21 protein-coding genes are annotated in these 26138 nt (G+C 46.4%); 9 read left to right on the top strand and 12 right to left on the bottom strand.

Features of this window, described 5'->3' with window-relative positions; genetic code table 11:
- Window positions 1–108: 108 nt before the first annotated feature.
- From K5Q99_RS07445 to K5Q99_RS07425, 5 genes are all read left to right on the top strand, one after another.
- Complete coding sequence (locus K5Q99_RS07445; protein WP_220776488.1) at window positions 109–4977, top strand: PAS domain S-box protein; 4869 nt, start codon at window positions 109–111, stop codon at window positions 4975–4977.
- Window positions 4977–5912: a diguanylate cyclase gene (locus tag K5Q99_RS07440; protein ID WP_220776487.1), complete on the top strand. Its 936-nt coding sequence runs from the start codon at window positions 4977–4979 to the stop codon at window positions 5910–5912. The genes K5Q99_RS07445 and K5Q99_RS07440 overlap by 1 nt, the downstream gene beginning before the upstream one ends.
- Before the next feature lie 67 nt (window positions 5913–5979).
- A complete protein-coding gene (gene greB / locus K5Q99_RS07435) occupies window positions 5980–6483 on the top strand; it encodes a transcription elongation factor GreB (protein ID WP_220776486.1) in 504 nt (167 codons plus the stop codon).
- Between the two features lie 163 nt (window positions 6484–6646).
- A complete protein-coding gene (locus K5Q99_RS07430; RefSeq protein WP_220776485.1) occupies window positions 6647–9010 on the top strand; it encodes a Tex family protein in 2364 nt (787 codons plus the stop codon).
- 217 nt (window positions 9011–9227) lie between these two features.
- On the top strand, window positions 9228–11192 hold the full coding sequence (locus K5Q99_RS07425; protein ID WP_220776484.1) for an LTA synthase family protein: 1965 nt from the start codon (window positions 9228–9230) through the stop codon (window positions 11190–11192).
- Between the two features lie 99 nt (window positions 11193–11291).
- On the opposite strand, the gene K5Q99_RS07420 is transcribed toward K5Q99_RS07425, so the two are convergent.
- Window positions 11292–11849, bottom strand: a complete 558-nt coding sequence (locus tag K5Q99_RS07420; RefSeq protein ID WP_220776483.1) for a hypothetical protein — start codon at window positions 11847–11849, stop codon at window positions 11292–11294.
- Window positions 11850–11910: 61 nt separating this feature from the next.
- Complete coding sequence (gene bioH / locus K5Q99_RS07415) at window positions 11911–12705, bottom strand: pimeloyl-ACP methyl ester esterase BioH (protein WP_220776482.1); 795 nt, start codon at window positions 12703–12705, stop codon at window positions 11911–11913.
- A 32-nt stretch (window positions 12706–12737) separates the two neighbouring features.
- Between bioH and K5Q99_RS07410 the strand changes: the two genes are divergently transcribed.
- Together K5Q99_RS07410 and nfuA are read left to right on the top strand one after the other, a co-directional pair.
- Entirely contained in the window at window positions 12738–13529 is a 792-nt protein-coding gene (locus K5Q99_RS07410; RefSeq protein ID WP_220776481.1) for a ComFC family protein, read from the top strand.
- A gap of 241 nt (window positions 13530–13770) precedes the next feature.
- Window positions 13771–14349, top strand: coding sequence for a Fe-S biogenesis protein NfuA (gene nfuA / locus K5Q99_RS07405; RefSeq protein ID WP_006079591.1), 579 nt, complete (start codon window positions 13771–13773; stop codon window positions 14347–14349).
- A gap of 84 nt (window positions 14350–14433) precedes the next feature.
- On the opposite strand, the gene K5Q99_RS07400 is transcribed toward nfuA, so the two are convergent.
- On the bottom strand, window positions 14434–16371 hold the full coding sequence (locus K5Q99_RS07400) for an alpha/beta hydrolase family protein (RefSeq protein ID WP_220776480.1): 1938 nt from the start codon (window positions 16369–16371) through the stop codon (window positions 14434–14436).
- A 79-nt stretch (window positions 16372–16450) separates the two neighbouring features.
- Window positions 16451–17818, bottom strand: a complete 1368-nt coding sequence (locus K5Q99_RS07395; protein ID WP_220776479.1) for an MATE family efflux transporter — start codon at window positions 17816–17818, stop codon at window positions 16451–16453.
- Between the two features lie 22 nt (window positions 17819–17840).
- Here K5Q99_RS07395 and K5Q99_RS07390 point away from each other — a divergent pair, with 22 nt between their 5' ends.
- Entirely contained in the window at window positions 17841–18887 is a 1047-nt protein-coding gene (locus tag K5Q99_RS07390) for a polysaccharide deacetylase family protein (RefSeq protein ID WP_106649017.1), read from the top strand.
- Here K5Q99_RS07390 and K5Q99_RS07385 read toward each other — a convergent pair whose 3' ends face one another.
- The 5 genes from K5Q99_RS07385 to K5Q99_RS07365 all read right to left on the bottom strand — a co-directional run bounded on the left by K5Q99_RS07385 (window position 18888) and on the right by K5Q99_RS07365 (window position 22866).
- Entirely contained in the window at window positions 18888–19520 is a 633-nt protein-coding gene (locus K5Q99_RS07385) for an SCO family protein (protein ID WP_006084621.1), read from the bottom strand. It abuts the gene before it with no gap.
- 47 nt (window positions 19521–19567) lie between these two features.
- A complete protein-coding gene (gene cyoE / locus K5Q99_RS07380; protein ID WP_220776478.1) occupies window positions 19568–20473 on the bottom strand; it encodes a heme o synthase in 906 nt (301 codons plus the stop codon).
- A gap of 14 nt (window positions 20474–20487) precedes the next feature.
- Window positions 20488–21465 carry a COX15/CtaA family protein gene (locus tag K5Q99_RS07375; RefSeq protein WP_220776477.1) on the bottom strand — a complete coding sequence of 326 codons (978 nt, stop codon included), beginning with the start codon at window positions 21463–21465 and terminating at the stop codon, window positions 20488–20490.
- A complete protein-coding gene (locus K5Q99_RS07370; protein ID WP_006079598.1) occupies window positions 21465–22010 on the bottom strand; it encodes a redox-active disulfide-containing membrane protein in 546 nt (181 codons plus the stop codon). Before K5Q99_RS07370 ends, K5Q99_RS07375 begins: the two co-directional genes overlap by 1 nt.
- 91 nt (window positions 22011–22101) lie before the next feature.
- The gene (locus K5Q99_RS07365) at window positions 22102–22866 is read right to left on the bottom strand and encodes an SURF1 family protein (RefSeq protein WP_012090554.1); all 765 of its coding nucleotides are present in this window, start codon (window positions 22864–22866) and stop codon (window positions 22102–22104) included.
- Between K5Q99_RS07365 and K5Q99_RS07360 the strand changes: the two genes are divergently transcribed.
- Complete coding sequence (locus K5Q99_RS07360) at window positions 22865–23083, top strand: DUF2909 family protein (RefSeq protein ID WP_014620547.1); 219 nt, start codon at window positions 22865–22867, stop codon at window positions 23081–23083. The two genes, K5Q99_RS07365 and K5Q99_RS07360, sit on opposite strands and share 2 nt — an antisense overlap.
- 4 nt (window positions 23084–23087) lie before the next feature.
- Here the strand turns inward: K5Q99_RS07360 and K5Q99_RS07355 are convergent, their stop codons facing one another.
- Genes K5Q99_RS07355 through ctaD form a run of 3 tightly spaced genes read right to left on the bottom strand, consistent with a single transcriptional unit; the run spans window position 23088 to window position 26135 of the window.
- Complete coding sequence (locus K5Q99_RS07355) at window positions 23088–23963, bottom strand: cytochrome c oxidase subunit 3 (RefSeq protein ID WP_220776476.1); 876 nt, start codon at window positions 23961–23963, stop codon at window positions 23088–23090.
- Complete coding sequence (locus K5Q99_RS07350) at window positions 23960–24541, bottom strand: cytochrome c oxidase assembly protein (protein WP_006079604.1); 582 nt, start codon at window positions 24539–24541, stop codon at window positions 23960–23962. The genes K5Q99_RS07355 and K5Q99_RS07350 overlap by 4 nt, the downstream gene beginning before the upstream one ends.
- A 1-nt stretch (window position 24542) precedes the next feature.
- Entirely contained in the window at window positions 24543–26135 is a 1593-nt protein-coding gene (ctaD, locus tag K5Q99_RS07345; protein WP_006084616.1) for a cytochrome c oxidase subunit I, read from the bottom strand.
- Window positions 26136–26138 lie beyond the last annotated feature (3 nt).

The raw sequence follows: 26138 nt of genomic DNA, 5'->3' as shown, positions 1-26138 counted from the left end.
ATCAGCAACTTTTGGCGTATCTGTTATCGAATTTGCATATCAAGATGGCTATACGCCTACAGTTGGTCCACAATTATAACCCTATGATTATAAGAAAGTAGGTTCATTATGAGCATGTTAAACCATTATAAAAATGCCTCTAAGTGGGGATTGCTAATCTTGTTGATGGGCCTACTGATCACGGCTGGATTAGCGTGGCAAATAGAGCAGAAAAATACGTTACTTATCGAACAGGCGTTACGTGAAAAGTTGGAGCGGCTAAGTACAAATATCATAGAGCGTATGACATTGTACCAATATGGCTTGCGAGGGGCTCGGGGTGCGATTACCACAGCAGGGGAGCACAATATTAGCCGTACCATATTCCATAGTTACAGCTTGACGCGAGATGTAGAGAAAGAATTTATAGGCGCTCGTGGATTTGGCTTTATCCGTCGAGTATCGAGTGCCGATGAAGCTGAATTTTTAGCGAGTGCAAAGCAAGACAACTGGCCCGATTTTAAAATCCGTCAGTTTAATCCTCATGAGGGTGAAAAATATGTTATTCAGTATATTGAACCCGTTGAGGGAAACCAAGCTGCGGTAGGCTTAGATATTGCATCAGAAAAGTCTCGCAAAGAAGCGGCAGATTCAGCTGTGATGTCTGGAGAGGCGCGTTTAACCGCACCGATTACCCTTGTGCAGAAGTCGGGTCAGACCCAACAATCATTCTTGATATTGCTCCCCATCTACCGCACTAACTCAGTTCCTGATACAAAAGAAAAGAGACTTTCAGAGGCTTATGGTTGGAGTTATGCGCCATTAGTTACTAATGAAGTTCTTACGGGTTTATCTATTAATCCACACATGACTCAATTACGTTTAAGTGATGTGACTGACATTAAATCCCCTATACATTTTTTTGAAACTAACAAAGGTAATAATATTCAGCCATTGAGTTATAGCCTTAATTTAACAAAAGAGGTATTTGGTCGTAAATGGCAATTAGAGCTCATTGCTTATCCTGCATTCGTTCAGTCATTAAATTTAACAAAGCCAAGCTTATGGCTGTTAATAGGTAGTTTGTTTAGTTTGATGCTAGGGGCTTTAGTGACTATCTGGTCCCTCAATTTACAGCGTAAACAACAAATTCAAGTTGAACAGGCTAGACAGGCTAGCATGGTAGAGCACTCTCTTGATGGAATAATTAGCTTAAACTTACAGGGGCAAATTACCAGTTGGAATAAAGGCGCCGAACAGTTATTTGGCTATAGTCAAACTGATGTATTGGGCGAATTAATTTGTTCTTTAATTGTGCCCCACAGACTTGTGCCAGATGAAGAAAAAAGACTAATAGAAGTCATATCGGGTAAGGCAATATTAAATCATCTATCACGTCACCGGCGACAAGATGGTCAAGAATTGATGACATCAACTACGATACTACCTCTTTATGATGAGCGCGGTTTTATCGTGGGTGCCAGTCAAACTATCCGTGATATTACCGCTCAAGAAGAAGCTAAACAAAATATATTAAACTTAAATTCAAGTTTAGAAAAAATAGTGGCTAAGCGAACGCAATCATTGCAGCAAGCTTTGCTCGAAAACCAGACATTACTTGATACCATTAATCAGCAGTTGCTTTATTCTGTTACGGATCCGCAAGGCACTATTCTTGAAGTCAATGATAATTTTTGTCGCGCGAGTGGTTTTCCCCGTGAAGTATTAGTAGGTAAAAACCATTCACTGCTCAAATCTGGTGAGCACGATGCGTTATTTTGGAAGACAATGTGGTTACAGATTAAATCAGGTCAATCTTGGCATGGTGAAATTTGTAATTATGATAGAAATAAACAATTAAAATGGTTCGATACGATTATTTCGCCGGCATTTAACGAATATGGTGAAATAGAACGCTTTATCGCCTTAAAAATTGATATCACAGCGAGAAAGTTAGCTCAAATTGAGAAAAATGATTTAGGAATCTTACTTTCAAGCGTACTTGATGCCGCCTCTGAAATGTCCATTATAGCCACTGATGTGCAAGGGAATATCACGATTTTTAACCGTGGTGCAGAGCGCTTACTCGGTTATTCAGCCGAAGAAATGATAGGTCAATCTACCCTTGCGCCTCTGCATTTGCTCGAGGAGGCGATGATAAGATCGGTAGAGCTATCTGCGGAATATGGTAAAGATATCCAAGGCTTTGATGTTTTTATCTATAAGGCAAGAGTCGAAGGTTCGGAAACCCGCAATTGGACCTATGTGCGTAAAGACGGTAGTCAGTTTCAAGTCTCACTTTCTGTTACTGCGATGCGTGACAATGTTGGCGAGATTATTGGTTATTTAGGCATTGGCGTCGATATTTCACAGATATTGCTTCAAAAAGAGGCGCTAATCACTGTCAGTAATCATTTAAGTAAGGCCGCAGAAGTCGCTCAACTGGGTATTTGGAGCTGGGATTTACTCAATAACTCACTTGATTGGAATTCGCGGATGTTTACGATTTACGATCAGCCAGAAAGCTTACGTGAGCAGGGATTAACCTATGAACATTGGTATAGTCGGGTTCATCCTGATGATATCGCCAATGCTGATGCTAGCTTAAAAGCTGCCATAGAAGGTATTTTTAGGGTAGTAAGGACGGATGGTTCGATTCGTTATGTGCAGGCTGCGGCCAAAGTTGAGCATGATAAACAAGGTAATGCGACGAAAGTCGTCGGGATAAACTTAGACATTACAGAGCGCCAACAAGTAGAAGAAACTTTAAAAAATGCAAAACTAGAGGCTGATGCGGCAAGTGCCGCTAAGTCAGCATTTTTAGCCAATATGAGCCATGAAATTCGCACACCAATGAATGCCGTGTTAGGTATGTTACAGTTGATGCAACATACTTCTCTGTCTTCACAGCAGCAGGATTACATTAATAAAACGCAAATTGCGGCCAAATCGCTGCTAGGTTTATTGAATGACATTCTTGATTTCTCCAAGATGGATGCGGGTAAACTGGCGCTCGATCTTCATCCCTGTTCGATTGAATTACTGATGCGAGATCTTGCTGTGGTGCTATCGGGTAACCATGGCAATAAAGACGTCGAGGTTATGTTTGATCTTGACTCGGCTCTACCTCCTTGGCTGTTAGCAGATCAACTTAGATTGCAACAGGTTCTGGTTAATTTAGCAGGTAACGCCTTAAAATTTACTCGCCAAGGGCAAGTGATTGTGAGTATTGAATGTTTAAGCCTTGATACTGATTCTGTCACAGTGAAAATTGCTATTACCGATACGGGGATTGGTATCAGTGACGAACAGATTGGACGTATCTTTACTGGATTCGAACAAGCAGAATCTTCAACTTCTCGTCGTTTTGGTGGCTCAGGATTAGGGTTAGCGATCAGTAAAAGACTCGTTGAGCTTATGGGAGGACAACTACAAGTTACCAGTGAGCTCGGTGTAGGGAGTTGTTTTTGGTTTGATGTGACTTTCCCTATTACAACTGCTGAAGAAACCTCAAAAATAGATCTTAGTGGATACCGTATTTTAGTGGTTGATGACCACCCATTAACAGCGGAGATTTTACACAAAAATTTGACTGGATTTGGTTGTGAGGTAGAGACTGCCTTTAGTGGCAATCTTGCCATCGCCATGGTGCAGCAAGCTGATGGCGAATCTAAGCCATTTGATGCAGTCTTGATGGATTGGCGTATGCCAGAGATAGATGGGTTACAAACCGCCGAAATGTTGCGAAATTTGCATCCTGATAGCGACACCCCTGTCGTAGTGATGCTGACAGCATATGGACATGATGTGATAGCTAAAAGCCAGCATAACAAAAATGTACCTTTCGTGAATTTTTTAACCAAACCAGTGACATCGCAGGTGTTGGCTGAAACAGTGCTCAAGGCTATAGAAGGCAAGACAATAGAATTACCATCTCAACCGCGTTTACAGCGCTTGTTAGTGGACCTAAATATTTTAGTCGTTGAAGATAATCAGCTTAATCGACAGGTTATTGAAGAGTTGTTGGGTTATGAAGGTGCCAATGTGGTACTGGCAGAAGATGGCGAGAAAGGCGTTGCCTTAGTGCTTGAAAGCGAAAACGCCTTTGATATTGTTATCATGGACATGCAAATGCCCGTTATGGATGGCCTCGAAGCAACTCGACGCATTCGTGCTGATGACCGTTTTGCTACATTACCTATACTCGCCATGACGGCAAATGCGTCAGAGTCTGATAGACAAGAGTGCCTCAACGCAGGTATGAATGATCATGTTGGTAAGCCAATCGATATGCCTTTACTGCTACCGAGTATTTTGCGCTTAGTTGGGCGTGAATATACGTCCGTTGAACAAGATTATGCTCTTTTTCCTGAGGCGGTAACTGATCAGGACGATAAACAGTTACTCGATGATATTGATTTGATTCTGCGGCGTTTTGGGGGGGATAAGTTATTCTTCCAAAAAATGGCCAAAAGTTTTGCACCCGAAATGAACAAGCAATTGATCTTGTTTACAGAGGCAATCAAGCGATTTGACTATTCGAACGCTGCAGCGATAAGTCATGCGATTAAAGGTATTGCGAGTAATTTTGGAGCAAGACGTTTAGCAGCATATGCGGCTTACTTAGAGAAGCAATTTAAACAAGCAAGCTCAGAGCCTATTGATATTAAGTGCTGGGCAGATAAGTTAGAAGAGTTGATTGAACAGAGTAGTCAGCAACTTTCTCGCTATGGTGATGTTGCCGAATCGGGGGAGGGAACTCACGTTCAACAAACTAATCCTATCGATTCCTCCGCATTGGCACAGAGTGTTAAGGTTGAATTAAATCATCTCATGATTCTTCTGCAAGAAAACAATTTAGAAGCGATGACCTTAGTGGACCGATTAGCAGACTCCTTATCTGGGCATCCACAATGGTCAGCGCTAAATGAGCAAGTGCAAGCGTTAGAGTTTGAAGGGGCAATAGCGACGCTAGGTATTATTTTGGAGAGTAAATAATGGACAATATTGAACTTAATCAGTATCCAAATGACACAAAGGGAAAGATTGTTATTGTTGATGATCAGCCGCTCAACATCAAAATTTTGCATCAAATCTTCAGTGAAGAGTATGAACTGTTTATGGCGACCAATGGTGAGCAGGCAATAGCGATATGCCAGAAGGTACTGCCGGATTTAGTGCTGTTGGACATTGAAATGCCTGGAATGTCAGGTTTTGACGTTTGCCAACATCTTAAAGCTGATCCTGAAACTGCGGGCATTGGTATTATTTTTGTCACCGGTCATTTTGATGAAGTTCAAGAAGTGAAAGGTTTTCAGCTAGGTGCTGTCGATTTTATCCATAAGCCTATTAATCCCATCATTACGGCTGCGCGCGTGAAGAATCAGTTCACTCTTAAACGCCAATCAGATTTATTGCACTCAATCGCTTTACTTGACAGTTTAACGGGTGTTGCGAATCGTCGTCATTTAGATCAGCGACTTCCTGAATTATGGAAACAATGTTGCCGATCTAAATTGCCATTATCGATAGTGATGCTAGATGTCGATTTTTTTAAACGGTTCAACGATCGCTATGGTCATCAAGAAGGTGATCATTGCTTACGGCTGGTGGCACAAACAATCAACTCAGTATTACGGCGGCCTATGGACTATATCGCCCGTTATGGTGGTGAGGAATTTATTTGCATCCTACCTGAAACTCCGCTTTCAGGGGCGTTACAAATGGCGCAAAGAATAGTAGATGCTGTTCGAGCTTTGCATATTGAGCATTTGGACTCGTGTTTTAAGGAGATCACTATCAGCGCAGGCATTGCAAGCGTGCAGCCTACGAGTGATGTGACATGGTTTTCATTAATTGAGACCGCCGATCAGCAGTTGTATCATGCCAAAGAAAATGGGCGTAACCAAGTTTTTGGTTTAGAAGTTAGTTAGTTGAATATATTAGCAAATATGGTGATAACGCCGCTATCATTTGTTCAGAGTGTGGAAGCCGAAAGTTATGAAAGCGCATTTGATCACCCGACAGGGTTGGCAAACTTTAGATAAAGAATTGAAGTATTTGTGGAAAGAGTATCGGCCGCAAATCACCCTTAAAGTCCAAGAGGCGGCGGCGCAAGGCGACCGTAGTGAGAACGCTGATTACACTTACAACAAGCGTTTGTTAAGACAAATTGACGGCCGAGTTAGATACTTAGTTAAGCGGCTGGAAGAATTGAAAATCGTCGATTACTCGCCGCAGCAGGAAGGTAAAATATTCTTCGGCGCTTGGTTTGAGCTTGAAAATGAAGCGGGTGATCGCGTGCGTTATCGGATCGTCGGTAAAGATGAGCTCGATACTAAATTGGGTTACATCACCATTGACTCGCCCATGGCGCGTGCCTTAATCGGCAAGCAAGTGGACGATGAGGTGCTAGTGCAAACGCCATCGGGTCCAAAAGAGTGGTATATCAATCAGATCCGTTACACTCCTTTTGAAACCACTCTCGCCAGCGAGGCTGATTAGCGACAGGGTTGGCGTCGTGACAACCGCTGCGGTCACCATGGCATAACGGGGAAAGATCAAAGACTCTGATTTGACTTAGGCTTTAGCATGAAACATACGGGGCGCCTGTGGTATCTTTGGCGCAATAACGACTTACTTTACAGTTAGGCACGACACTTTATTTATGCAAACTAATGCACATAACATCGCTCAGATTATCGCTCAAGAACTGAATGTTCGTGAGCAACAAGTTGCCGCAACCATCACTCTGCTTGACGATGGTGCGACAGTTCCCTTCGTTGCCCGCTACCGTAAAGAAGCCACGGGCGGATTAGACGATACGCAACTGCGTACCTTGTACACACGTTTAGGTTACCTGCGTGAGCTGAACGACAGACGCCAAGTGATCCTGCCTAGCATCCAAGCTCAGGGTAAGTTAACGCCAGAATTACAAAGGGCGATTGACGAGGCAGACAGTAAGACACGTCTCGAAGATTTATACCTGCCCTTCAAACCTAAGCGCCGTACTAAGGGCCAAATCGCTATCGAAGCTGGGCTTGAGCCATTAGCCGATGCATTACTGGCTGATCGTAGCCTAGATGTCGAGACTACAGCGGCAGGTTATATCAATAGCGAAGCGGGTTTTGCCGATGTTAAAGCTGTGCTCGAGGGCGCGCGTTATATCCTGATGGAGCGCTACGCCGAAGACGCTGAATTACTGCGTAAAGTGCGTGAGCATTTAAGCCAAAACAGTGTGTTAGAAAGTCGTTTAATTGCCGGTAAAGAGAAAGAAGGCGCGAAATTCCGAGATTATTTTGAGCATACCGAACAGTTAGCTAAGATCCCATCACACCGTGCGCTGGCTATGCTGCGTGGCCGTAACGAAGGTTTCTTAACCTTATCTATGAATGCAGACCCCGCCGCCGAAGCGGGCCAAGGTAGTTACTGCGAAGTGATTATCTGTGATCACTTAGGGCTGAAATTAGGCGATAGCAGCGTTGATCAATGGTTAAAAACCGTGGTGACGGCGACATGGCGCATTAAGATTGCGTTGCAGATGGAAACTGAGTTTATTTCGCAAATGCGCGAACGCGCCGAAGCCGAAGCGATTAAAGTTTTCGCCCGTAACTTAGGCGATTTATTGATGGCTGCTCCAGCGGGCGCGAAAGCCACCATGGGACTCGATCCAGGTTTACGTACCGGCGTGAAAGTGGCTGTGGTCGATAACACGGGTAAGATGTTGTGCCATGCGACGATTTTCCCGCACGCACCGCAAAATCTGTGGGAAAAGTCGATCCGTACTTTGGCTAACTTAGTCAAAATGCATAAGGTTGAGCTGATTGCGATTGGTAACGGCACGGCATCACGGGAAACCGACAAACTGGCCGCTGAGCTGATTGCCGCAGTGAAAGATACCCATCCACACTTGACCAAAGTAATGGTCAGCGAAGCGGGCGCGTCTGTGTATTCGGCATCGGAATTGGCGGCGCTGGAGTTCCCTGATCTCGATGTCTCGATTCGTGGTGCTGTGTCTATCGCGCGTCGTTTGCAAGATCCGTTAGCCGAATTGGTGAAGATTGAGCCTAAGTCTATCGGTGTGGGTCAGTATCAACACGATGTGAGCCAAAGCCAATTATCGGGTTCACTGGAAGCCGTGGTGGAAGACTGTGTAAACGGCGTGGGTGTGGATCTCAACATGGCCTCTGTGCCGTTATTGTCACAAGTGGCGGGGTTAAATAAGACGTTAGCGAAAAACGTGGTCGATTACCGCGATGCCAATGGTCAGTTTAAGAATCGTAAAGAGCTGCTGAAAGTGCCACGTTTAGGGCCTAAAGCCTATGAGCAAGCGGCGGGCTTTTTGCGTATTCGTGAAGGTGATAATCCACTCGATGCCTCGTCTGTGCATCCAGAGGCTTATTCACTCGTCGAAACTATCGCTAAGGCTAAACAAGTGGAACTGGCGAGCCTGATGGGTAACTCTGATTTGCTGCGTAGCATCAAGCCTGAAGAGTTTATTACGGCGGAATTTGGTTTGCCGACCGTGACGGACATTTTGGCCGAACTGGATAAACCGGGTCGCGATCCCCGTGGTGAGTTTAAAACGGCTAAGTTTAAAGATGGTGTCGAAGAGCTTAAACATTTGAAACCAGAAATGGTGCTCGAAGGCGTAGTGACCAACGTGACTAACTTTGGTGCCTTCGTCGATATTGGCGTGCATCAAGATGGACTGGTGCATATCTCTTCACTGACCGACAAGTTTATCAGCGATCCGCATACTGTGGTGAAAGCGGGTGATGTGGTCAAAGTTAAAGTGATGGAAGTGGACGTTGAGCGTCGCCGTATCGGTTTGAGCATGCGTTTGGACGAAGCTATCGACCAGAGTAAGTCGCAGCAAAGACCGCACAACTCTGCCAAAACTCATAATGGCAAGGCGCCTCAGTCGGCAAAACCTGCCGCACGTCCGGCGCAAAAACAAGCACCTAAAGCGCCGGCAAATGCGGCTATGGGCAATGCCTTTGCCGATGCCTTCGCTAAGCTGAAAAAGTAAGCGTTAACCGTTAAGACTCGGACTTAAACCTTGTCCGAGTCGACTTTTTTACATGTTACTCACAAAATTGTTGCATCAATGTCGCCTTAGGGAATATAAAGTCGGCATTTAATGCAACGTTAAGCAAAATCGGTTGTCATAGCACAGCTTATTCACCGATTTTTTTCAAATTGACACTCCAACGCTGAGTGGCTCTTTATACGTTTTGGGGTAACACATGCAATCTGGTTTATCACCTCGCGGGCATCACAATGCCCATGGGCCTTTCCGCGCCATCTTTATTTTCTCACTATTAGTGCTTTTTATTGCCACCGCGAGCCGTATCGCTTTAGGGCTGTGGCAAGCCGATCGCGTGGCCGCTGTGGATGGTTGGTCGCATCTATTAATCCAAGGTTTGCGTGTCGATATCGCTACCCTGTGTTGGTTATGGGGTATTGCCGCCTTAGGGACTGCATTATTTTCAGGTGATCATTTTATTGGCCGTCTGTGGCAGCCGATTTTGCGGGTGTGGTTAACTGTCGGTCTGTGGATCATGTTGTTTTTAGAAGCATCGACCCCTGCATTTATCGAAGAATACGGTATTCGCCCGAATCGTTTGTATGTTGAATATTTGATCTACCCAAAAGAAGTGCTTTCTATGCTGTGGGCGGGTCGTAAACTTGAGCTGATTTTCTCCGTGTTATTAACTATAGGTACACTATGGGGCGGTTGGATATTAAGCGGTAAGCTCACTAAAAATTTACGCTTTCCACGCTGGTATTGGCGTCCAGTATTAGCATTAATTGTTATCGCTATCACGATATTAGGTGCCCGTTCAACCTTAGGTCATAGACCACTTAACCCTGCTCTAGTGGCCTTTGCCGATGATCCATTAGTTAACTCGTTAGTTATCAATTCAGCCTATTCATTAGTGTTTGCCATCAAGCAAATGGGCAGTGAAGAAGATGCTTCTAAAGTGTATGGTAAGTTAGATAATGCTGAGATTATTGCGACCATAAGACAGGAAAGTGGTCGTCCTGACAGTGCATTTACCTCTACGGATATCCCATCGCTAAGCTTTAACCAAGCCAGTTATACTGGTAAGCCAAAGAACTTAGTGATCTTACTACAAGAGAGTTTAGGCGCACGTTTTGTGGGCAGTTTAGGCGGTTTACCCCTGACTCCGAATATCGATGCTTTATCCAAAGAAGGTTGGTATTTCGATAACTTGTACGCTACTGGTACTCGTTCAGTGCGCGGAATCGAAGCCGTGACAACAGGCTTTACCCCGACTCCAGCCCGTGCTGTGGTGAAACTGGGTAAGAGCCAAGTTGGTTTTTTTAGCATAGCTGAACTGCTTAAAAATCATGGTTATACCACGCAGTTTATCTATGGTGGTGAGAGCCATTTCGACAATATGCGTAGTTTCTTTTTGGGCAACGGCTTTAGTGACATCATAGATCAGAAAGATTATAAATCTCCGGCCTTCGTGGGTTCTTGGGGCGCGTCAGACGAAGACTTAATGCGTAAGGCGAATAGTGAGTTTGAGCGTCTACATAGTGAAGGTAAGCCTTTCTTTAGTCTAGTTTTTAGCTCGAGCAACCACGATCCATTCGAATTCCCTGATGATCGTATCGAACTGTACGAGCAACCTAAGCAAACCCGCAACAATGCGGCGAAATATGCCGATTATGCGATTGGTGAGTTTTTTAAATTGGCGAAAAACGCGGACTATTGGAAAGACACGATTTTTATCGTGGTTGCCGACCATGACAGTCGAGTGGGTGGCGCGGATCTGGTGCCAGTGTCACGTTTTCGGATTCCGGGTTTAATCCTTGGGGATAATTTAGCGCCAAAACGCGATCATCGCATTGTGAGCCAAATTGATTTACCGCCAACACTTCTATCATTGATTGGTATTTCAGACTCTTATCCTATGCTAGGCCGAGATTTGACTCAGGTCAGCGATGATTGGCCGGGGCGCGCGTTAATGCAATACGATAAAAACTTTGCCCTGATGGAAGGTAAAGATGTAGTGATCCTGCAGCCAGAAAAAGCGGCTCAAGGTTTCGAATATAACGAAAAAACTGAGCAGTTAACGCCTTATGCGCCAGCTGCGGCAGCGCTAGAGAAGAAAGCCTTAAGTTGGGCATTGTGGGGCAGTTTGGCCTACCAGCAAGAGCTGTATCGTTTGCCTAAATAAGCGTTAAACAGTATAAAAAATGCCGCTATTTTTAGCGGCATTTTTGTTTATCATTCAGGTTAATTTTGTGCGCAAATGGATTAATACGATTGGAATAGGTTAAATCCACGTCGACATAATAGATTCTTGTTCTGGTTGAGTCTGTTGTTGATAGAACTGACCAATGCGTTGCCCAAGTTGTTGATAAAATTGAGTCGATTCACCTTGAAGTGATAGCCTTGCTGTACTGCTGGTATTCGCTTTGGCGTTACTGCTGGCATAATTTGCTGCACCTTGACTGACCTTTAAGCGGATATCCTTGCGTTGCAACGCCGCTTGACCGCGTGCAGCAACTTTAAGCGTCTTAGGTAACACCCGCTCGGCCATCACAAGGGGGGCTTTTTTCTCTTGCTGTTGTTGGCTTTGTTGCTGCGAGGATTGCTGTTGCTGCTGTTTTTCTTGAACTTGTTGCTGATTATTCTCGAGCGTTTTGGTTTGTTGCTGAGTTTGATCTGCTGTGCGTTCATTCTGCGGATTAAAGGCGCGTTCTTCATGGCCTTTAGTGGCAGCTTGTGGGGGAATGACCACAGGTTTCAGTTGGTTGTCGACCCGAGCCGAGTCCGTCGCGACATTACTGGTCGCTAGTGGGACTTGGGGGTAGTTACTGACAACTAACATGGAAAATTCCTTGGCACATTAATGGTTAAATACTAGTCATTAATCGCTCAAAGATAAAGCGTTAACGTGTCTGTAACGTTAACCAAGGCATAAATACCTGCAAAAACTCCTGCTGATGGGAAATAAAGGGCGCGTGAGAGGCTTTGGCGATCATCACATCCTCACTTTGAGCTGTGATGGGCATTTTAGGTGGTACGCGTTTGGGTACTAGCCCGTCGAGTCGGCCCCAGATCCTTAGCCAAGGTTGTTGCAACTCTATCAGTTGCTGCCTTAAGTCGACGTCGGTCAGCATATTTAGGCCTTGAGTTAAGGCTCTGGCATTGGGTAAAGGGCGTGCGAGGACAAGATCGCGCAGTTGTTTGATGTCTTCTTTGGCGGTTTCGCTGCCCATGGCCTGAATCGCTAGAAATCTCTCTATAGTTTTAGGTAAATTTTGCCCGAGTTGTTCTCTAAATTGATTAAGGACTTGGGGTGGAATGCCCGGCCATGCTTCGTCTTCCCTTGCCATAAAGCAAGGGGATGAGGCAATAGTAATCAAGCCTTTGATTTTTTGTGGATAACTTAACGCTGCCTGAGTCGCAACGAGCCCACCGAGTGACCAGCCGGCCCAAATAGCGTGTTCTGGTAATGCGGTGACTAAGGCATCGACCCAAGTGGATAGGCCACCCTCCACCATTTGGCTATGGCCAAAGCCCGGCAAGTCGACATAGTGCACCCTATACTGAGACAGTGACTCATGTAATGGCGTAAACACAGCGCTATTGACTCCCCAACCGTGAAGCATCACCAGATCTGGCCCTTGGCCGCTGATTTCAATATGCAAATTTGCGTGGTTTGTGGATGTCACTTGGCTCACTTGAGTGCCTCAAAAATGGATTAGGTGAAGGTATGCCGTACTTTGTCAAAAGGATTTGGCCGCCATCCGCTTGGCGGATAATGCGTTTAGGCTATCAACTCGGCACAAGCTGGTTGGCGAGCAGTTTACCTAACCGTTGCCTGCTGTGCCACCAATCCATACCTATCCCCGAGACGGGTATTTGCGCCGTTTGTCTTCAATCTGGCTTATACCATGGACCTATTTGCTTAGGTTGCGGTAAGTCGATGCAAATAGAAGTCGATTATTGCGGGGAATGCCAAAAGCGCCAGCCGCGTAAAGTCGTTGCCCCCTGTAGTTATCATCAAGGTTTAGGGGCTTGGATTGGTGCGATTAAATATCAGGGGCAACTTGCCGCTTTGCCCGTGCTGTGTCGCGCCTTAGTGACACGAATTCAGTTATTAGAACAGCAAGGATTAATCACCTTGCCGCAAGCGATAGTGCCAGTTCCATTGCATCCCAAACGCTTACAACAACGGGGATTTAATCAGGCGTGGTTAATTGCTCATGAGCTTTCACAGCTCTTACAACTGCCGTTAGTGAGCGAAGGGTTAATACGCCAGCAAGACACTCGGCCGCAGGCCGGACTTTCGGGTGCACAGCGACGACGCAACTTACATGATGCCTTTATGTTAGCGGATGATTTTGCGTTCCAGCGGATTGCACTGGTGGATGATGTGGTCACGACAGGCACTACAGTCTCTGAAATTGCCCGCTTATTCGAAGCACGATACGTGCACGTGCAAGTATGGTGTCTAGCAAGGGCAGAGGCGCCAGGCTTGTTGGATGATCTCGATAATGAATGAGAAGCATGTATAGAACATCTTGGAATGTCTGCTTAAGTGACTGTCTTAGGAGCATTATTCGATTTTAATACGTTAAGATCATATCGTTTGAACAGCTCAAATAGCTCAGTCAAATCGTGATCGCTATGGCAAAAATCCACAAACTTGCTGCCCAAGGGACTACAAAGCAAAGGTGAGTCGGAGTATCATACGGCTAATTCTTACTAAAACACTCAGGTATCCCCTGACGGAGCAGGTTTTCATGATTACCATTTCCGATGCGGCTCAAGCCCATTTTGTTAAGTTGTTAGCAGATCAACCTGAAGGCACTCATATTCGCGTATTTGTGATCAGTCCAGGAACCTCGCAAGCCGAGTGTGGTGTGTCTTATTGTCCACCGGATGCAGTAGAAAGTGATGATATTGAAATCGAGTTCACTGGCTTCAATGCTATGGTCGATGAGAAGAGTGCACCTTTCCTTGAAGATGCCACTATCGATTTTGTGACTGACCAATTAGGTTCACAACTCACGCTCAAAGCGCCTAACGCAAAAATGCGTAAAGTGTCTGGTGATGCACCTTTAGTCGAGCGTATTGAATACGTGATCCAATCTGAGATCAACCCTCAGTTAGCCGGCCATGGTGGTAATATCATGCTGGTTGAAATTACCAAAGAAGGTGTAGCTGTACTGCAGTTCGGCGGTGGATGTAACGGTTGTTCTCAAGTTGATATCACCCTGAAGGATGGTATCGAAAAACAACTGTTAGACATGTTCCCAGGTGAGTTGACTGGTGTACGTGACGTGACAGATCACCAACATGGTGAACATTCTTACGCTTAATCTTGTTGGTTGAGCTGAATAAAAAACGCGATCTTAGAGTCGCGTTTTTTATATTTGGCTTTAGCTTAAACTGCTGTTGTTCAGTTATAACTTTGGGTTGAGATTATCAGCTAAGAACTTATCTAAAGCTTTAAACGTCGCTAGTCTGTTGTCGTTATTGCTCAGGTAATGATCGCCATTTTCCAGCTCAATATACTCCACCGGTTTTTTCAGTGATTTGAGTTCGTCATACATTTCTCGGCTATGTTGAACCTTCACCACTCTGTCCTTATCACCATGTAGCAGCAATACTGGGATGCTAATTTTATCGGCTTTACTGATCGGGGAGCGGTCATAGAGCGCATCAAAGTCACCCCCTATTTGCTCTTTAACCACTTTGTAGTTAGTAAATCTTCGGCTCGATTTCACTAGATAGGCCACATCGGTAACGCCTGCCACACTCACGGCGCAGCGGTAGAGATCGGGAGTCATAGCAGCCCCCATTAAGGCCGCATAACCCCCATAGCTAGCCCCGACAATACAAATACGTTTAGGATCGCTAATCCCTTGATCTATTAGGTAGCGAGTTCCATCTTCGACGTCGTTTTGCATTTCGAGTCCCCAGCTTTTCAGGCCAGCTTTCATAAACTCATAGCCGTAACCCGCCGAGCCCCTGAAGTTCATCCGAAATACCGCATAACCACGATTAGCGAAGAACTGTGCCCAGTAGTCGAAGTCGTTGCTGTCGTAACTGATGGGGCCGCCATGGGGGAAGATTATCGTCGGCAGTTGCTTGGCTTCAAGCCCTTTTGGCACTGTTAGGTAAGCATCGATTTTGAGCTTATCTCTTGCCTCATAGGTCAAATATTGGGTATCGGCGAGGAGTTCACTCTTGAGCTTTCCATATCGGTTAGCGATGGGATAAAGCGTTTTTTCGTCCCTATCGCCAAAATAGTAAGTACCGGGCTCGGTCGAGCTAGTGGAATACACTATATAGCGGCGTTCATCTGCACTGAATTGAGTGATGTAGTTGTGTGCATTGGGTAACACGGCTTTTAGGCCATTTTGTAGGCCCACATATTCTTTTTCCCAAAAGGTGAATTCTTCGCCGTCACCCTCACTGATACCAATGACTTTTTTCTTCAGTTTCGAATAGAGTAAATTACCTTCAACGTCAGTATCTTCATTGGCGTAGACTAATTCTTTTGTGAGCTTAGGATCGGTCAGATTGACTTTAAATATGGCTTCGAAACCATTGTGATAGGCGCGAACGTAAAGAATGTTAGGATCAGCATCAAAACCTAATGGCCAAACAGTGTCCTCAGAAAAAGCTTTAAAGGTCCAAAGTAAGCGTGAATCACTCTTTTGCTCGGCCTGTTCATAAATGCGGTACTCAGTATCATCGTTGTAGATAGAAATTCGGACTTTGTGCTGCCTGTCGGTAATCCAACTGATGATCTTCTTTTTAGCATTTTGGCTGTAACTGGACTTACTCTGCGCTAAATTGACTTTCAGTACGCTATCTTCGCCTACGTTTTCGCCCATTCCGTCTAATGACAGTAAAATATTGTCGGGATCATCTGGCATAAGATCGATAATTTGCCCCTGATGTTGCGGGATCCAATTGAGACGGTCTAAGACACTGCGGGGAATGACACTCGAGGTCTTTTTCGTGGTCAAATCATACTTAACAAGGCGGGTTTCGGTTGTCGGTGTGCCGTAACGGTTAGCAGGAAACTTAGCATTGATCAGTAAGATATTATCGTTTGCCCACTGCAGAGACAGAATGACAAATTTTTGATTATCTGTGTGCAGTGGAATGCTCTTTTCGCCCGTTTCTATATCTTGGATACTAACGACAGTACCTTTGAGTTTGGCTTGATCGACGCGGACAACAGAAGCGATTTTTTTGCCATTAGGCGAGAGTTGTACAGAGCTCACATCTGGGATGTTGGCAAAGGCTTCAACGGGTAATTGTGGCGCGGTGTCGGCAACGGCATGGTTGCATAGCCACAGGAAAAACAGCGGTAAAATCCTTTTCATTATCGATTCACATCATTGTTACAATTGTAAAATCAATATCATAATGATTATGAGATTAGTAAACTACTGTCTTTACAGATTATTTATTCAAAAAGTCTTTGCTGAAATAATAGTGACCAGCAAGCGTTAGGCTTCTGGCGACCATAAAGGCACTCATCGCGGCCCAGAGAGCGTGGTTACCTTGCTCTGGTAATAATAGTTGCTGCAGTAAATACCATGTCGGGAAAAATGCGCCGAAGGTGGCGAGTATCATGCTATTACGCATCACTTTACCTTTAGCGGCACCTATGTAGACTCCGTCGAACAAATACGAGCTAAAAGACCATAAAGGCAAAAATATCAGCCAGATAAGATAGGTTTGCGCAGTTGCTCTGACCTCATTAATGCTGGTCAGTAACGCGATAATATTACTGCCAAAAAGACTGAATACAGCGCAGAACCCGAGCGCAGTAATGGCTGACCAGCTCCACGCTAAGATCACGGCTTCCCTCAATTGTTCCGCCTGTTTTTGGCCATAGGCTCGGCCGACTTCTGCCTCGGCATAATAGGCAATGCCATCCAGTGCATAGGAGATTAACAGCAGTAAATTCAATAACACGGCATTAGCAGCAACGGTATTATCACCCAAACCTGCACCATGGAATGTCATAAAGGCAAAAGCTGCTTGCAGGCAGAGACTGCGGATAAAAATATCTGTGTTGAGCCTCAGTAATTTGCCATAACCCGTCAGGGTGACATGGGGTAATAGTTGGGATAAGTGAAAATCGGCTTCGCGCTTGAGTTGCTGTAACACCATAGTGAGTGCGACTGCGAAAGCGGTGATATCGGCAAAGACTGAGGCGAGGGCTGCACCTTTAACGCCCCAGCCTAAGCCGAGGACAAACACCACATCGAGAATAATATTGGCAAGGTTCGCTAATATCAGCTGCCACATGGCGGCTTTAGGTTGTTGTCGCCCTAAGAGCCAACCTAACATAACTAAATTGAGCAGGGCGAAGGGCGTTGACCAAATTCGTACCTGAAAATACTCGCGGCAATAACGTTCGACTTCGCTACTCGCTTCGGATAATCCTAAGGCTAAATTCAATATCGGGACTTGTAGTGCGATAACGCCTGCGCCCAATAACATCGCTAGCATAGCGCCTTGGACTAAGAGTTTGTGCTGGGCATGAAGATCGTCAGCACCAAAGGCTTGTGCGACCAAACCTGTGGTCGCCATACGCAAAAATCCCAATAACCAAATGATTAATGTGATAATCGTTGACCCGACGGCGACTCCCCCTAAATAATAGGCTTCACTCAGATGACCTATGACAGCCGTATCGACTAAGCCCAACAGTGGGACAGTGATATTGGAGAGTATCATCGGCAGGGCGAGCGCTAGTAACTGGCGATTTTTCGCGCCGTTGAGCATGAGGTCGAGCCAAGTTGATTTAGCAGTATTCATTAATTTCAGAGGTGTTCACATTATGGTTAAACGTGTGCTGTTGGCACTCATAGGGCTAATGACGTTTTCTGCCCATGCCGTGGTCATTCTGCAATATCACCATGTATCAGAGACCACTCCGGCGGCCACAAGCGTGACGCCCGCGCAATTTCGTGAGCAAATGCAGTTTCTAGCCGATGATGGCTTTAAGGTAATCCCGCTTTCTCAGGTGGTTGAAGCGATAAAGCAAAAACAAGATTTACCGGCCAAAACAGTCGCGATTACCTTCGACGATGGTTATCGCAGCATAGCCACGACGGCGCATCCTATCCTAAAGGAATTTGGCTTTCCCTACACCTTGTTTGTGGCAATTGAGCCGATTAAACAAAAGTTTACCGAGATGATGACTTGGGATGAGCTGATAACGCTATCCAAGGAAGGCGCCGATATTGCTAACCACAGTTGGGCCCACGAACATTTGATTCGCGCCTTAGAAAATGAATCACAGGCGCAATGGTTAACGCGGATAAAAGCCAATATCTTAGATACAGAAAAGGCGATTGCAGATGCCACTGGGCACAATTTTAAAATGCTGGCTTATCCCTACGGTGAGTACAATCAAGCCTTGCAGGATATGTTAACCGAGAACGGCTTTGTCGCTTTAGGGCAGCAATCGGGAGCCGCTGGGCCCTATTCGCCGTTAACGGCACTGCCGCGTTTCCCTGTTGCGGGACAATATGCGGATTTAAAAAGCCTTAAGGCCAAGCTATACAGTTTAAACATGCCTGTAATTGCACAGAGTCCTAGCGATCCTGAGTTAAAGGGCGGCCACTGGCGTCCAGAGCTTAAAGTGACCCTCGATATGAGCGATATCTCGGCTAAGCAGGTAATGTGTTACATCCAAGGCCAAGGTTCAAAACAGCCGACTTGGCTCAGTGAAACCGAGTTTAGTGTTCAAGCGGATTTAGCTTTACCTGCGGGTCGTTCCCGTTACAACTGCACTGCGCCGAGTAAGGCGCGCAATGGCTACTATTGGTTTTCTCAGCCTTGGGTGAGGCCAAAGGACGATGGCTCTTGGGTCAAAGAGTGATCAACGACTAGGTTTGTATTGAGCCACTATTTTTCTAAAATCGCTAATCATTTCATCATTTAACACTTGCGGCGGTTTGCCTAGCGCGGCCGTAGGTTTAAACACTGCGACTCGCGTTCCCTGCGGCGACACCAACACATAACCCGCACTATGGTCGACTTGGTAGTTTTCCCCTTCACCGACCATGGCATAGGTCAGCCCTAAGCTGCGGGTGAGCGGGAAGATTTGTGTCTGCTCGCCCGTGACCGCTTTAAATTCTGGATTGAAAAAATTAACATAGGTCAGGAGTTTATCCGGTGTGTCCCGTTTGGGGTCGACGGATAGAAACACCACCTGCAATGGCGCAATTTTGTTTAGATCGGGATAAGCCGCCGCGAGTTTATTTAAGGTCGTAGGACAAACGTCGGGGCAAAAGGTAAAACCGATAAAGAATAAGCTCCATTTCCCCTGCAAGCTGGCGTTGGTAAAAGCCTGCTGATGTTGATCAACCAATTCAAAGGGCGCTAATTCATAGGCCTGCGGAAACAAAAAACCACTCTCTAGCTCGATAGGTTTCGGGGGATTAAATTTCACCGCAAATAGACCGCCAAGGCCGATCAATAATATGGCGATGACTAAAATTCTTTTCTGCATTATTGGCTCCATAACGACAGGTTAGCGCGACAAACGAGTTGCATACACTAGTTCCACAAATAGTGGTCGAGCAGTAATGCCATAAATAACAACATCAAATGATAGATAGAGAAGCGGAACACTTGCATCGCCAAGCCATCATGATCCCGATATTTAAGTTGCCATGCTTTATAAATAAATCCGGTGCTGAGTAAACTCGAGCAGATGAAATATACGGGCCCACACATGCCAACCAGCACAGGTAATAGGCAAGCAATCGCCAGCAATACTGTGTAAAGCAGAATACAGGTTTTAGTAAACTCGACACCGTGGGTAACCGGTAGCATGGGAATATCCACTTTGGCATATTCGGCGCGTCTGTGAATGGCCAGAGCCCAAAAATGTGGCGGTGTCCACGTAAAAATGATGATCACTAACAACAGCGCATGGCCGTGAAATTCGTTCGTCACTGCCGTCCATCCCAGCAAGGGTGGCATGGCTCCCGCAAGGCCGCCGATCACAATATTTTGTGATGTTGCACGTTTTAAATAGGCAGTATAAACCAAGGCATAACCAATCAAGCTGGCAAAGGTCAGCCAAGCCGTGAGTGGATTCACTAAGGAATATAAGACGATAAAGCCAAGGCTACCTAAGCTGGCAGCGAAAATTAACGCGCGGGTTGCCGAAATGCGTCCCTTAGGCAGCGGGCGATTGTAGGTGCGCGCCATTAAGCCATCGATACGGCGATCGATCAGATGATTTAACGCCGCCGCCGAACCCGCCATCATGGCAATGCCCAGCATACCAGCGAGTAAAGGTTGAACGGGCACCGCATGGGGCACGGCTAAACACATGCCGACTAAGACAGTGAGCAGCATAAGTGCGACCACTTTAGGTTTGGTCATTTCAAAATAGGCGCGCCATGTCACGCTGAAAGTGGGTAGGCTACTGGTGATTGAGAGTGGTTTTGCCATCTTGGATCCCTCGCTTAGGCTTTGCGCCATAAAAAATAGTTGATTGCGACTAAGGTCAGCAGCAGTAATGCCGCCCCGCCGTTGTGAGACACGGCAATGCCGAGTGGTAAATGCATCACTACGTTAGAAATACCTAAGCTCACTTGCAGGATCACTAACCCCACCAATAAGAGGCTTAAGGCCCTCATCCCAGCAGCGCCAACAAATAATCGATAGGCGAGCACGAGTAATAAACTCGCGGTAACGACAGCGCCAATTCGGTGGGCGATGTGGATAGTCATACGGGCTGGGTAATCGAGCACTCCAAATTCGAAACTGTGGTGTTGGCCTTGAAACGGTGAAAAGGCTTCGGCTATTGCTAAATTATCCACCCAGTTACCTTCGCAAATGGGTAAAGAGGTGCAGGCGAGAGCCGCATAGTTAGATGATGTCCAAGCGCCCAGCATAATCTGACCTACAAGAACGAATAGGCTCACCAGTGCCAGCGGTGCCAGATTGCGGGCATGGGTTTCGCTATTAAAGATCCGCCGCGGTCGGGTTCGCAGATAGAGGAGTAACAATAGTGAAATCAGGCTGAAGCCACCAATAAGATGTGACATCACCACTATGGGCATGAGTTTCATCGTCACTGTCCACATGCCGAGTGCCGCTTGAAAGAGGATCAATAGCACTATGATGAGCGGCAATTTTTTCGGTGCTTCCGGCGTTTTCAAACACAGCACTAAGATGAACAATACTAGTAAGCCAAGTCCGCCGGCTATATATCTGTGGATCATCTCCAGCCAAGCTTTCTCAGGATGGATATCGTGATCTGGGAAGATGGTTTGTGCATGGGCGATTTCATGGTCTTGGGTTGGCACCTTGATATGGCCGTAGCAACCCGGCCAATCTGGGCAGCCGAGCCCCGCGTCCGATAGGCGAGTGTAAGCGCCCATTAAGATCACCAACAAGGTAAAGACTAAGGTTAAGCGTAGGACCCAAGTTAGCTGCATCAATCTACCCTCGACAGTTTCAACAACTTACGCAGATCCGCAATCAAGGCCTTGCCTTGAGCTAAATGGGCTTCTTTGCCCTGCACTTGGGGATAGCGCAGCACTAAGCTGCCTAAGGGATCGACTATGATCAGCTGCTGTTCATCTAGCCAATGGCTTAAGCCAGCATTGGCGGGACGTGTGTTGAAGTGAAAGGCGCTTAAAGCATTGAGATCGCTGTCGGGATGGGTGAGGATCAGCGGTTCGACTCGTGCCTGATCTGGCCCCAAAGCAGTGTGGCTTTGGCGTAAAATATACAGGCGTTCGCGGCAAGCATCGTCGCATTGGGCGGGTAGTAAATATAGCAGTTGCCATTCTTTGGGATTGGGATTCTCAACCCCAAGGCTGGCATAACTTGTCTCAGGATTGATCAGCTCGCCATGATTAGTGGCGCCGCCGTGGTATAAATTCAGGCTCAGCACTAGCTTGGCTATCACCACGGGCGCGATAAACGCCAGCAACAACAAGCCCAATGCTTTGTGTTTCGATTTATTCTGGGAGTTCATGCTTGCTCCTCTCATTCAAATTATCCCTAATTTATTGTTTTATATTTATTTAGTTTTTATTTGTGTCTTGCTAAGTATGGTACGAATTTCCCTATTCGCTCCTTGAGTTTGCGATTGTTTCGGCACTATGGCGTTTTACATACTTAATCCCTTGCCACAGCATGAGCCCAGCAAACACGGCTGCCATCGAAAACCACTGCAGCGCATAACCCCAATGTTTTTGCGCAGACAGTGGGAAGGGTTGCCAAGGATGCGGCAAGGCGAGGGCGGGTAGCTCATCCGGTTGCAGCACTGCATCTAGTAAAGGGTGGCCTAACAGCTGCGCCATTTCCGGTATATTCAAATTCTGAAAGCGAATACTTGTCCCCGTTTCTGCCATTAAAGCCTGGCTCAAAGGATTGATTTGCTTTTGGTAAAGCCGACCTTCGATATTCAATTCACCGCTAAGTGGGCTGATGTGGGGCAACTCATCACGGTGGGAACTGGCAGCGACAAAACCTAATTCGACCAATAACCAAGGTTGACCCGCAGTCACTTGCAGGGGCTGAAAGGCTAAATAGCCCACTTGGCCCTGATAGATTTGATTATCCAGCAGCCATATTTGCGAGCTCGCGGGTATGGCGTGCACTTGCAGTCGATAACCTGTCACGCCTTCCTTATCGATTTTGAGTTGGAGCTGCTCAAAACTTAATGGCAGCAAGGATTGTCTTGCCTCCATTTGGGCTAACAGCATGGTTTTTTCTTCGCCGCGGGCTAATTGCCATAGACCCAACTTGACCAACATCACGAATACAGCCACAGTCAATATCAGTAAAAAAACCGTTAATTTATTCAGCAGAACATAAGGATATTGCATGAATACCCTATTCATTTTTAAATTGGTCTTAGTTCTGCTGTTGCTGTTCATCATTTTTAATCTAGGTAGAGCCTTGTTTATTATGGTGAGAGGTGACAACCAAGTGCCTATGAGCCGTTATCTTGGTCGCCGGGTGATTTTCTCAGTACTCGTTATTCTGTTGCTGCTGGTGGCCTTAGGGACTGGGTTAATCAGCCCCAATCCCACGCCTTACTAAAGCCTTAAAGTACGTAGACGAAAATAAACAAACACAGCCAGACCACATCGACAAAGTGCCAATACCAACTCCCCGCTTGGAAAGCAAAATGCTTATCTGCGCTAAAGTGCCCCTTCAACACTCTGAAAAACAACACTAATAAAAACAGAGTGCCAAGCGTGACATGCATGCCGTGAAAGCCAGTTAAGAGGAAGAAGGTGTTGCCATAAACCCCTGAGGTCAGGGTGAGCCCCATTTCATGGTAGGCATGCATATATTCTTCGGCCTGCAAGGCAAGGAAACTCATACCTAAGAGTATGGTGATCCCGAGCCACAGCGTAATGGCAGAACGCTTGCCTTTCTCTAGGCTGACATGGGCAAAATGTAAGGTGACTGAAGAGGTCAGCAGCACGATAGTGTTGATTAACGGCAGGCCATTCCACGGCATCGCTTCGGTTTTGGTGCCATCTGGCGTAGTGAGCAACGGCCAAACGGCTTCGAATTGTGGCCAGAGTACTTCGTGGGTCATGGCATTATTGGAGGCGCCACCGAGCCAAGGCACTGCGACCATACGGGCATAAAATAACGCACCAAAAAATGCGCCGAAGAACATCACTTCCGAAAAAATAAACCAGCTCATGCCTTGGCGAAAGGATCTATCCATTTGGTGCGAATAAAGCCCAGTCATAGATTCGTTGATCACGGTTCTAAACCAGCCAACCAGCATAAAGAGGATCACGGCGATACCCGCTAGCAGGATATAACCGCCACCCGATGCGCCAGATTTTAGTTGATGGACAAAGTGTCCTGCGCCCAAGGCGATTAGAAACAATCCTATAGCGCCAATGATGGGCCAAGCACTTTGGGCGGGAACATAGTAATTTTCATGTTTTGTGGTCATTTTGCAGCTCCTTGCTCTATGGCAGACGCTAACTGCTTGTCGGTAATGTCGTAGAGGGTGTAAGAGAGGGTCAGAGTGTGGATGGATTCAGGTAACTGAGGATCCACAAAGAAAATGAGCGGCAACTCAGCGCTTGTCGAAGCCGCTAAGTGCTGTTGATTAAAGCAAAAACATTCCGTTTTATTAAAATATGCCGCGCCTTGGCCGGGTGATATTGAAGGTATCGCCTGACCGACCGTGGCTCTGTCTGACACATTGCGTGCCAAAAATGCTGTGTGTATCAGTTCGCCGGGGTGAACTTCGAGCCGCTTGGTTTGCGGCTCAAATTTCCACGGCATACCCGTTTGCACTTGGGAGATAAATTCCACGGTGACAATACGGCTAGTATCTATGGTTATCGCTTGATAACTACTGGCAGTATTGGAGGTTTTACCGTTAATCCCTAGCTTCTCACACAGCACATCGTATAGCGGCACCAGCGCGAACCCAAAACCAAACATACCAATACAGCCCATGACGAGCATGCTGATAAGCTTTCGATTTGACTTAGGTTTTTCTGGCTGGTGATGGTTCGTCATTTCATTTCACCTCAGGTGGTGTCGTGAAAGAGTGGTAAGGCGCTGGGCTTGGTAATGTCCACTCCAAACCCTCGGAACCTTCCCAAGGTTTAGCGGGGGCTTTCTCGCCGCCACGGATGCACTTGATCACTAACACTAAGAAAATCAATTGCGATAAGCCAAAGGCGAAGCCACCAATCGAGACGATTTGATTAACATCGGCAAATTGAATCGAGTAATCGGGGATACGCCTTGGCATACCAGCTAGCCCAAGGAAATGCATCGGGAAAAACAGTACGTTGACCGAAATCACCGAACACCAGAAATGCCATTGCCCCAGTCGCTCGTTGTACATGTGCCCCGTCCACTTAGGTAGCCAGTAATAGGCTGCCGCCATGATGGAGAAAATCGCCCCAGTCACGAGCACATAATGGAAATGCGCTACCACAAAATAGGTGTCGTGGTATTGGAAGTCGGCTGGCGTAATGGCGAGCATTAACCCCGAAAACCCGCCAATGGTGAAGAGTATGATAAAGGCCACGGCGAACAACATAGGGGTTTCGAAGCTGAGTGAACCGCGCCACATAGTCGCGACCCAGTTAAACACTTTCACCCCCGTTGGCACCGCAATCAACATAGTGCAATACATGAAGAACAGCTCGGCAAACACTGGCATACCTGTAGTGAACATGTGGTGCGCCCACACAAGGAACGACAGAATTGCAATACTGGCAGTGGCATAAACCATTGATGCATAGCCAAATAATGGTTTGCGGCTGAAGGCGGGTACTATGGCGGAGATGATGCCAAAGGACGGCAAAATCATGATGTAGACCTCAGGGTGGCCGAAGAACCAGAAAATATGCTGGAACATCACAGGATCGCCGCCGCCTGCCGCTTCGAAGAAGCTAGTGCCGAAAAACTTATCGGTCAGTACCATAGTCACAGCGCCCGCGAGTACTGGCATCACAGCGATCAGCAGGAATGCTGTGATAAGCCAAGTCCACACAAACAGCGGCAGCTTCATCCATGTCATGCCGGGCGCACGTAAATTCACTATGGTTACAATCACATTGATTGCACCCATGATCGAACTTATCCCCATGATATGAATAGAGAACACGAAGAGTGCCGTGCTGTCAGGACTATAAGTGGTAGACAGTGGCGCGTAGAAGGTCCAACCAAAGTTAGGTCCGCCACCTTCCATAAACAGCGAGCTGAGTAGGATGGTAAAGGCGAAGGGTAAGATCCAAAAACTCCAGTTATTCATCCGTGGCAGCGCCATATCTGGCGCACCAATCATCATAGGGATCAGCCAGTTTGCTAGCCCAGTAAAGGCGGGCATTACCGCGCCGAATACCATGATCAGCCCATGGACTGTGGTCATTTGGTTAAAGAAGTTGGGCTCGACTAATTGTAATCCTGGCTGAAAGAGTTCAGCGCGGATCACCATGGCCATAGCACCACCGGTTAAAAACATAATGAAGCTGAACCATAAATACAAAGTACCAATGTCTTTATGGTTGGTGGTTAGCACCCAGCGCATGATGCCCTTTGGCGCACCATGATGATGGTCATCATGGGCTGCGGTTTGATCTTGAGTCGTTGTGCTCATCAT

The organism is Shewanella hafniensis (assembly GCF_019655335.1).
Taxonomy (GTDB): Bacteria; Pseudomonadota; Gammaproteobacteria; order Enterobacterales; family Shewanellaceae; genus Shewanella; species Shewanella hafniensis.
Note: the sequence above shows the minus strand (reverse complement) of the source record. Positions and strands in the feature narration are given on the sequence as shown.

Coding starts and splice junctions, on each gene's coding strand:
- K5Q99_RS07445 (WP_220776488.1), top strand. CDS start 109: ATGAGCATGTTAAACCATTATAAAAATGCCTCTAAGTGGGGATTGCTA.
- K5Q99_RS07440 (WP_220776487.1), top strand. CDS start 4,977: ATGGACAATATTGAACTTAATCAGTATCCAAATGACACAAAGGGAAAG.
- greB (WP_220776486.1), top strand. CDS start 5,980: ATGAAAGCGCATTTGATCACCCGACAGGGTTGGCAAACTTTAGATAAA.
- K5Q99_RS07430 (WP_220776485.1), top strand. CDS start 6,647: ATGCAAACTAATGCACATAACATCGCTCAGATTATCGCTCAAGAACTG.
- K5Q99_RS07425 (WP_220776484.1), top strand. CDS start 9,228: ATGCAATCTGGTTTATCACCTCGCGGGCATCACAATGCCCATGGGCCT.
- K5Q99_RS07420 (WP_220776483.1), bottom strand. CDS start 11,849: ATGTTAGTTGTCAGTAACTACCCCCAAGTCCCACTAGCGACCAGTAAT.
- K5Q99_RS07410 (WP_220776481.1), top strand. CDS start 12,738: ATGCCGTACTTTGTCAAAAGGATTTGGCCGCCATCCGCTTGGCGGATA.
- nfuA (WP_006079591.1), top strand. CDS start 13,771: ATGATTACCATTTCCGATGCGGCTCAAGCCCATTTTGTTAAGTTGTTA.
- K5Q99_RS07400 (WP_220776480.1), bottom strand. CDS start 16,371: ATGAAAAGGATTTTACCGCTGTTTTTCCTGTGGCTATGCAACCATGCC.
- K5Q99_RS07395 (WP_220776479.1), bottom strand. CDS start 17,818: ATGAATACTGCTAAATCAACTTGGCTCGACCTCATGCTCAACGGCGCG.
- K5Q99_RS07390 (WP_106649017.1), top strand. CDS start 17,841: ATGGTTAAACGTGTGCTGTTGGCACTCATAGGGCTAATGACGTTTTCT.
- K5Q99_RS07385 (WP_006084621.1), bottom strand. CDS start 19,520: ATGCAGAAAAGAATTTTAGTCATCGCCATATTATTGATCGGCCTTGGC.
- cyoE (WP_220776478.1), bottom strand. CDS start 20,473: ATGGCAAAACCACTCTCAATCACCAGTAGCCTACCCACTTTCAGCGTG.
- K5Q99_RS07375 (WP_220776477.1), bottom strand. CDS start 21,465: ATGCAGCTAACTTGGGTCCTACGCTTAACCTTAGTCTTTACCTTGTTG.
- K5Q99_RS07370 (WP_006079598.1), bottom strand. CDS start 22,010: ATGAACTCCCAGAATAAATCGAAACACAAAGCATTGGGCTTGTTGTTG.
- K5Q99_RS07360 (WP_014620547.1), top strand. CDS start 22,865: ATGAATACCCTATTCATTTTTAAATTGGTCTTAGTTCTGCTGTTGCTG.
- K5Q99_RS07365 (WP_012090554.1), bottom strand. CDS start 22,866: ATGCAATATCCTTATGTTCTGCTGAATAAATTAACGGTTTTTTTACTG.
- K5Q99_RS07355 (WP_220776476.1), bottom strand. CDS start 23,963: ATGACCACAAAACATGAAAATTACTATGTTCCCGCCCAAAGTGCTTGG.
- K5Q99_RS07350 (WP_006079604.1), bottom strand. CDS start 24,541: ATGACGAACCATCACCAGCCAGAAAAACCTAAGTCAAATCGAAAGCTT.
- ctaD (WP_006084616.1), bottom strand. CDS start 26,135: ATGAGCACAACGACTCAAGATCAAACCGCAGCCCATGATGACCATCAT.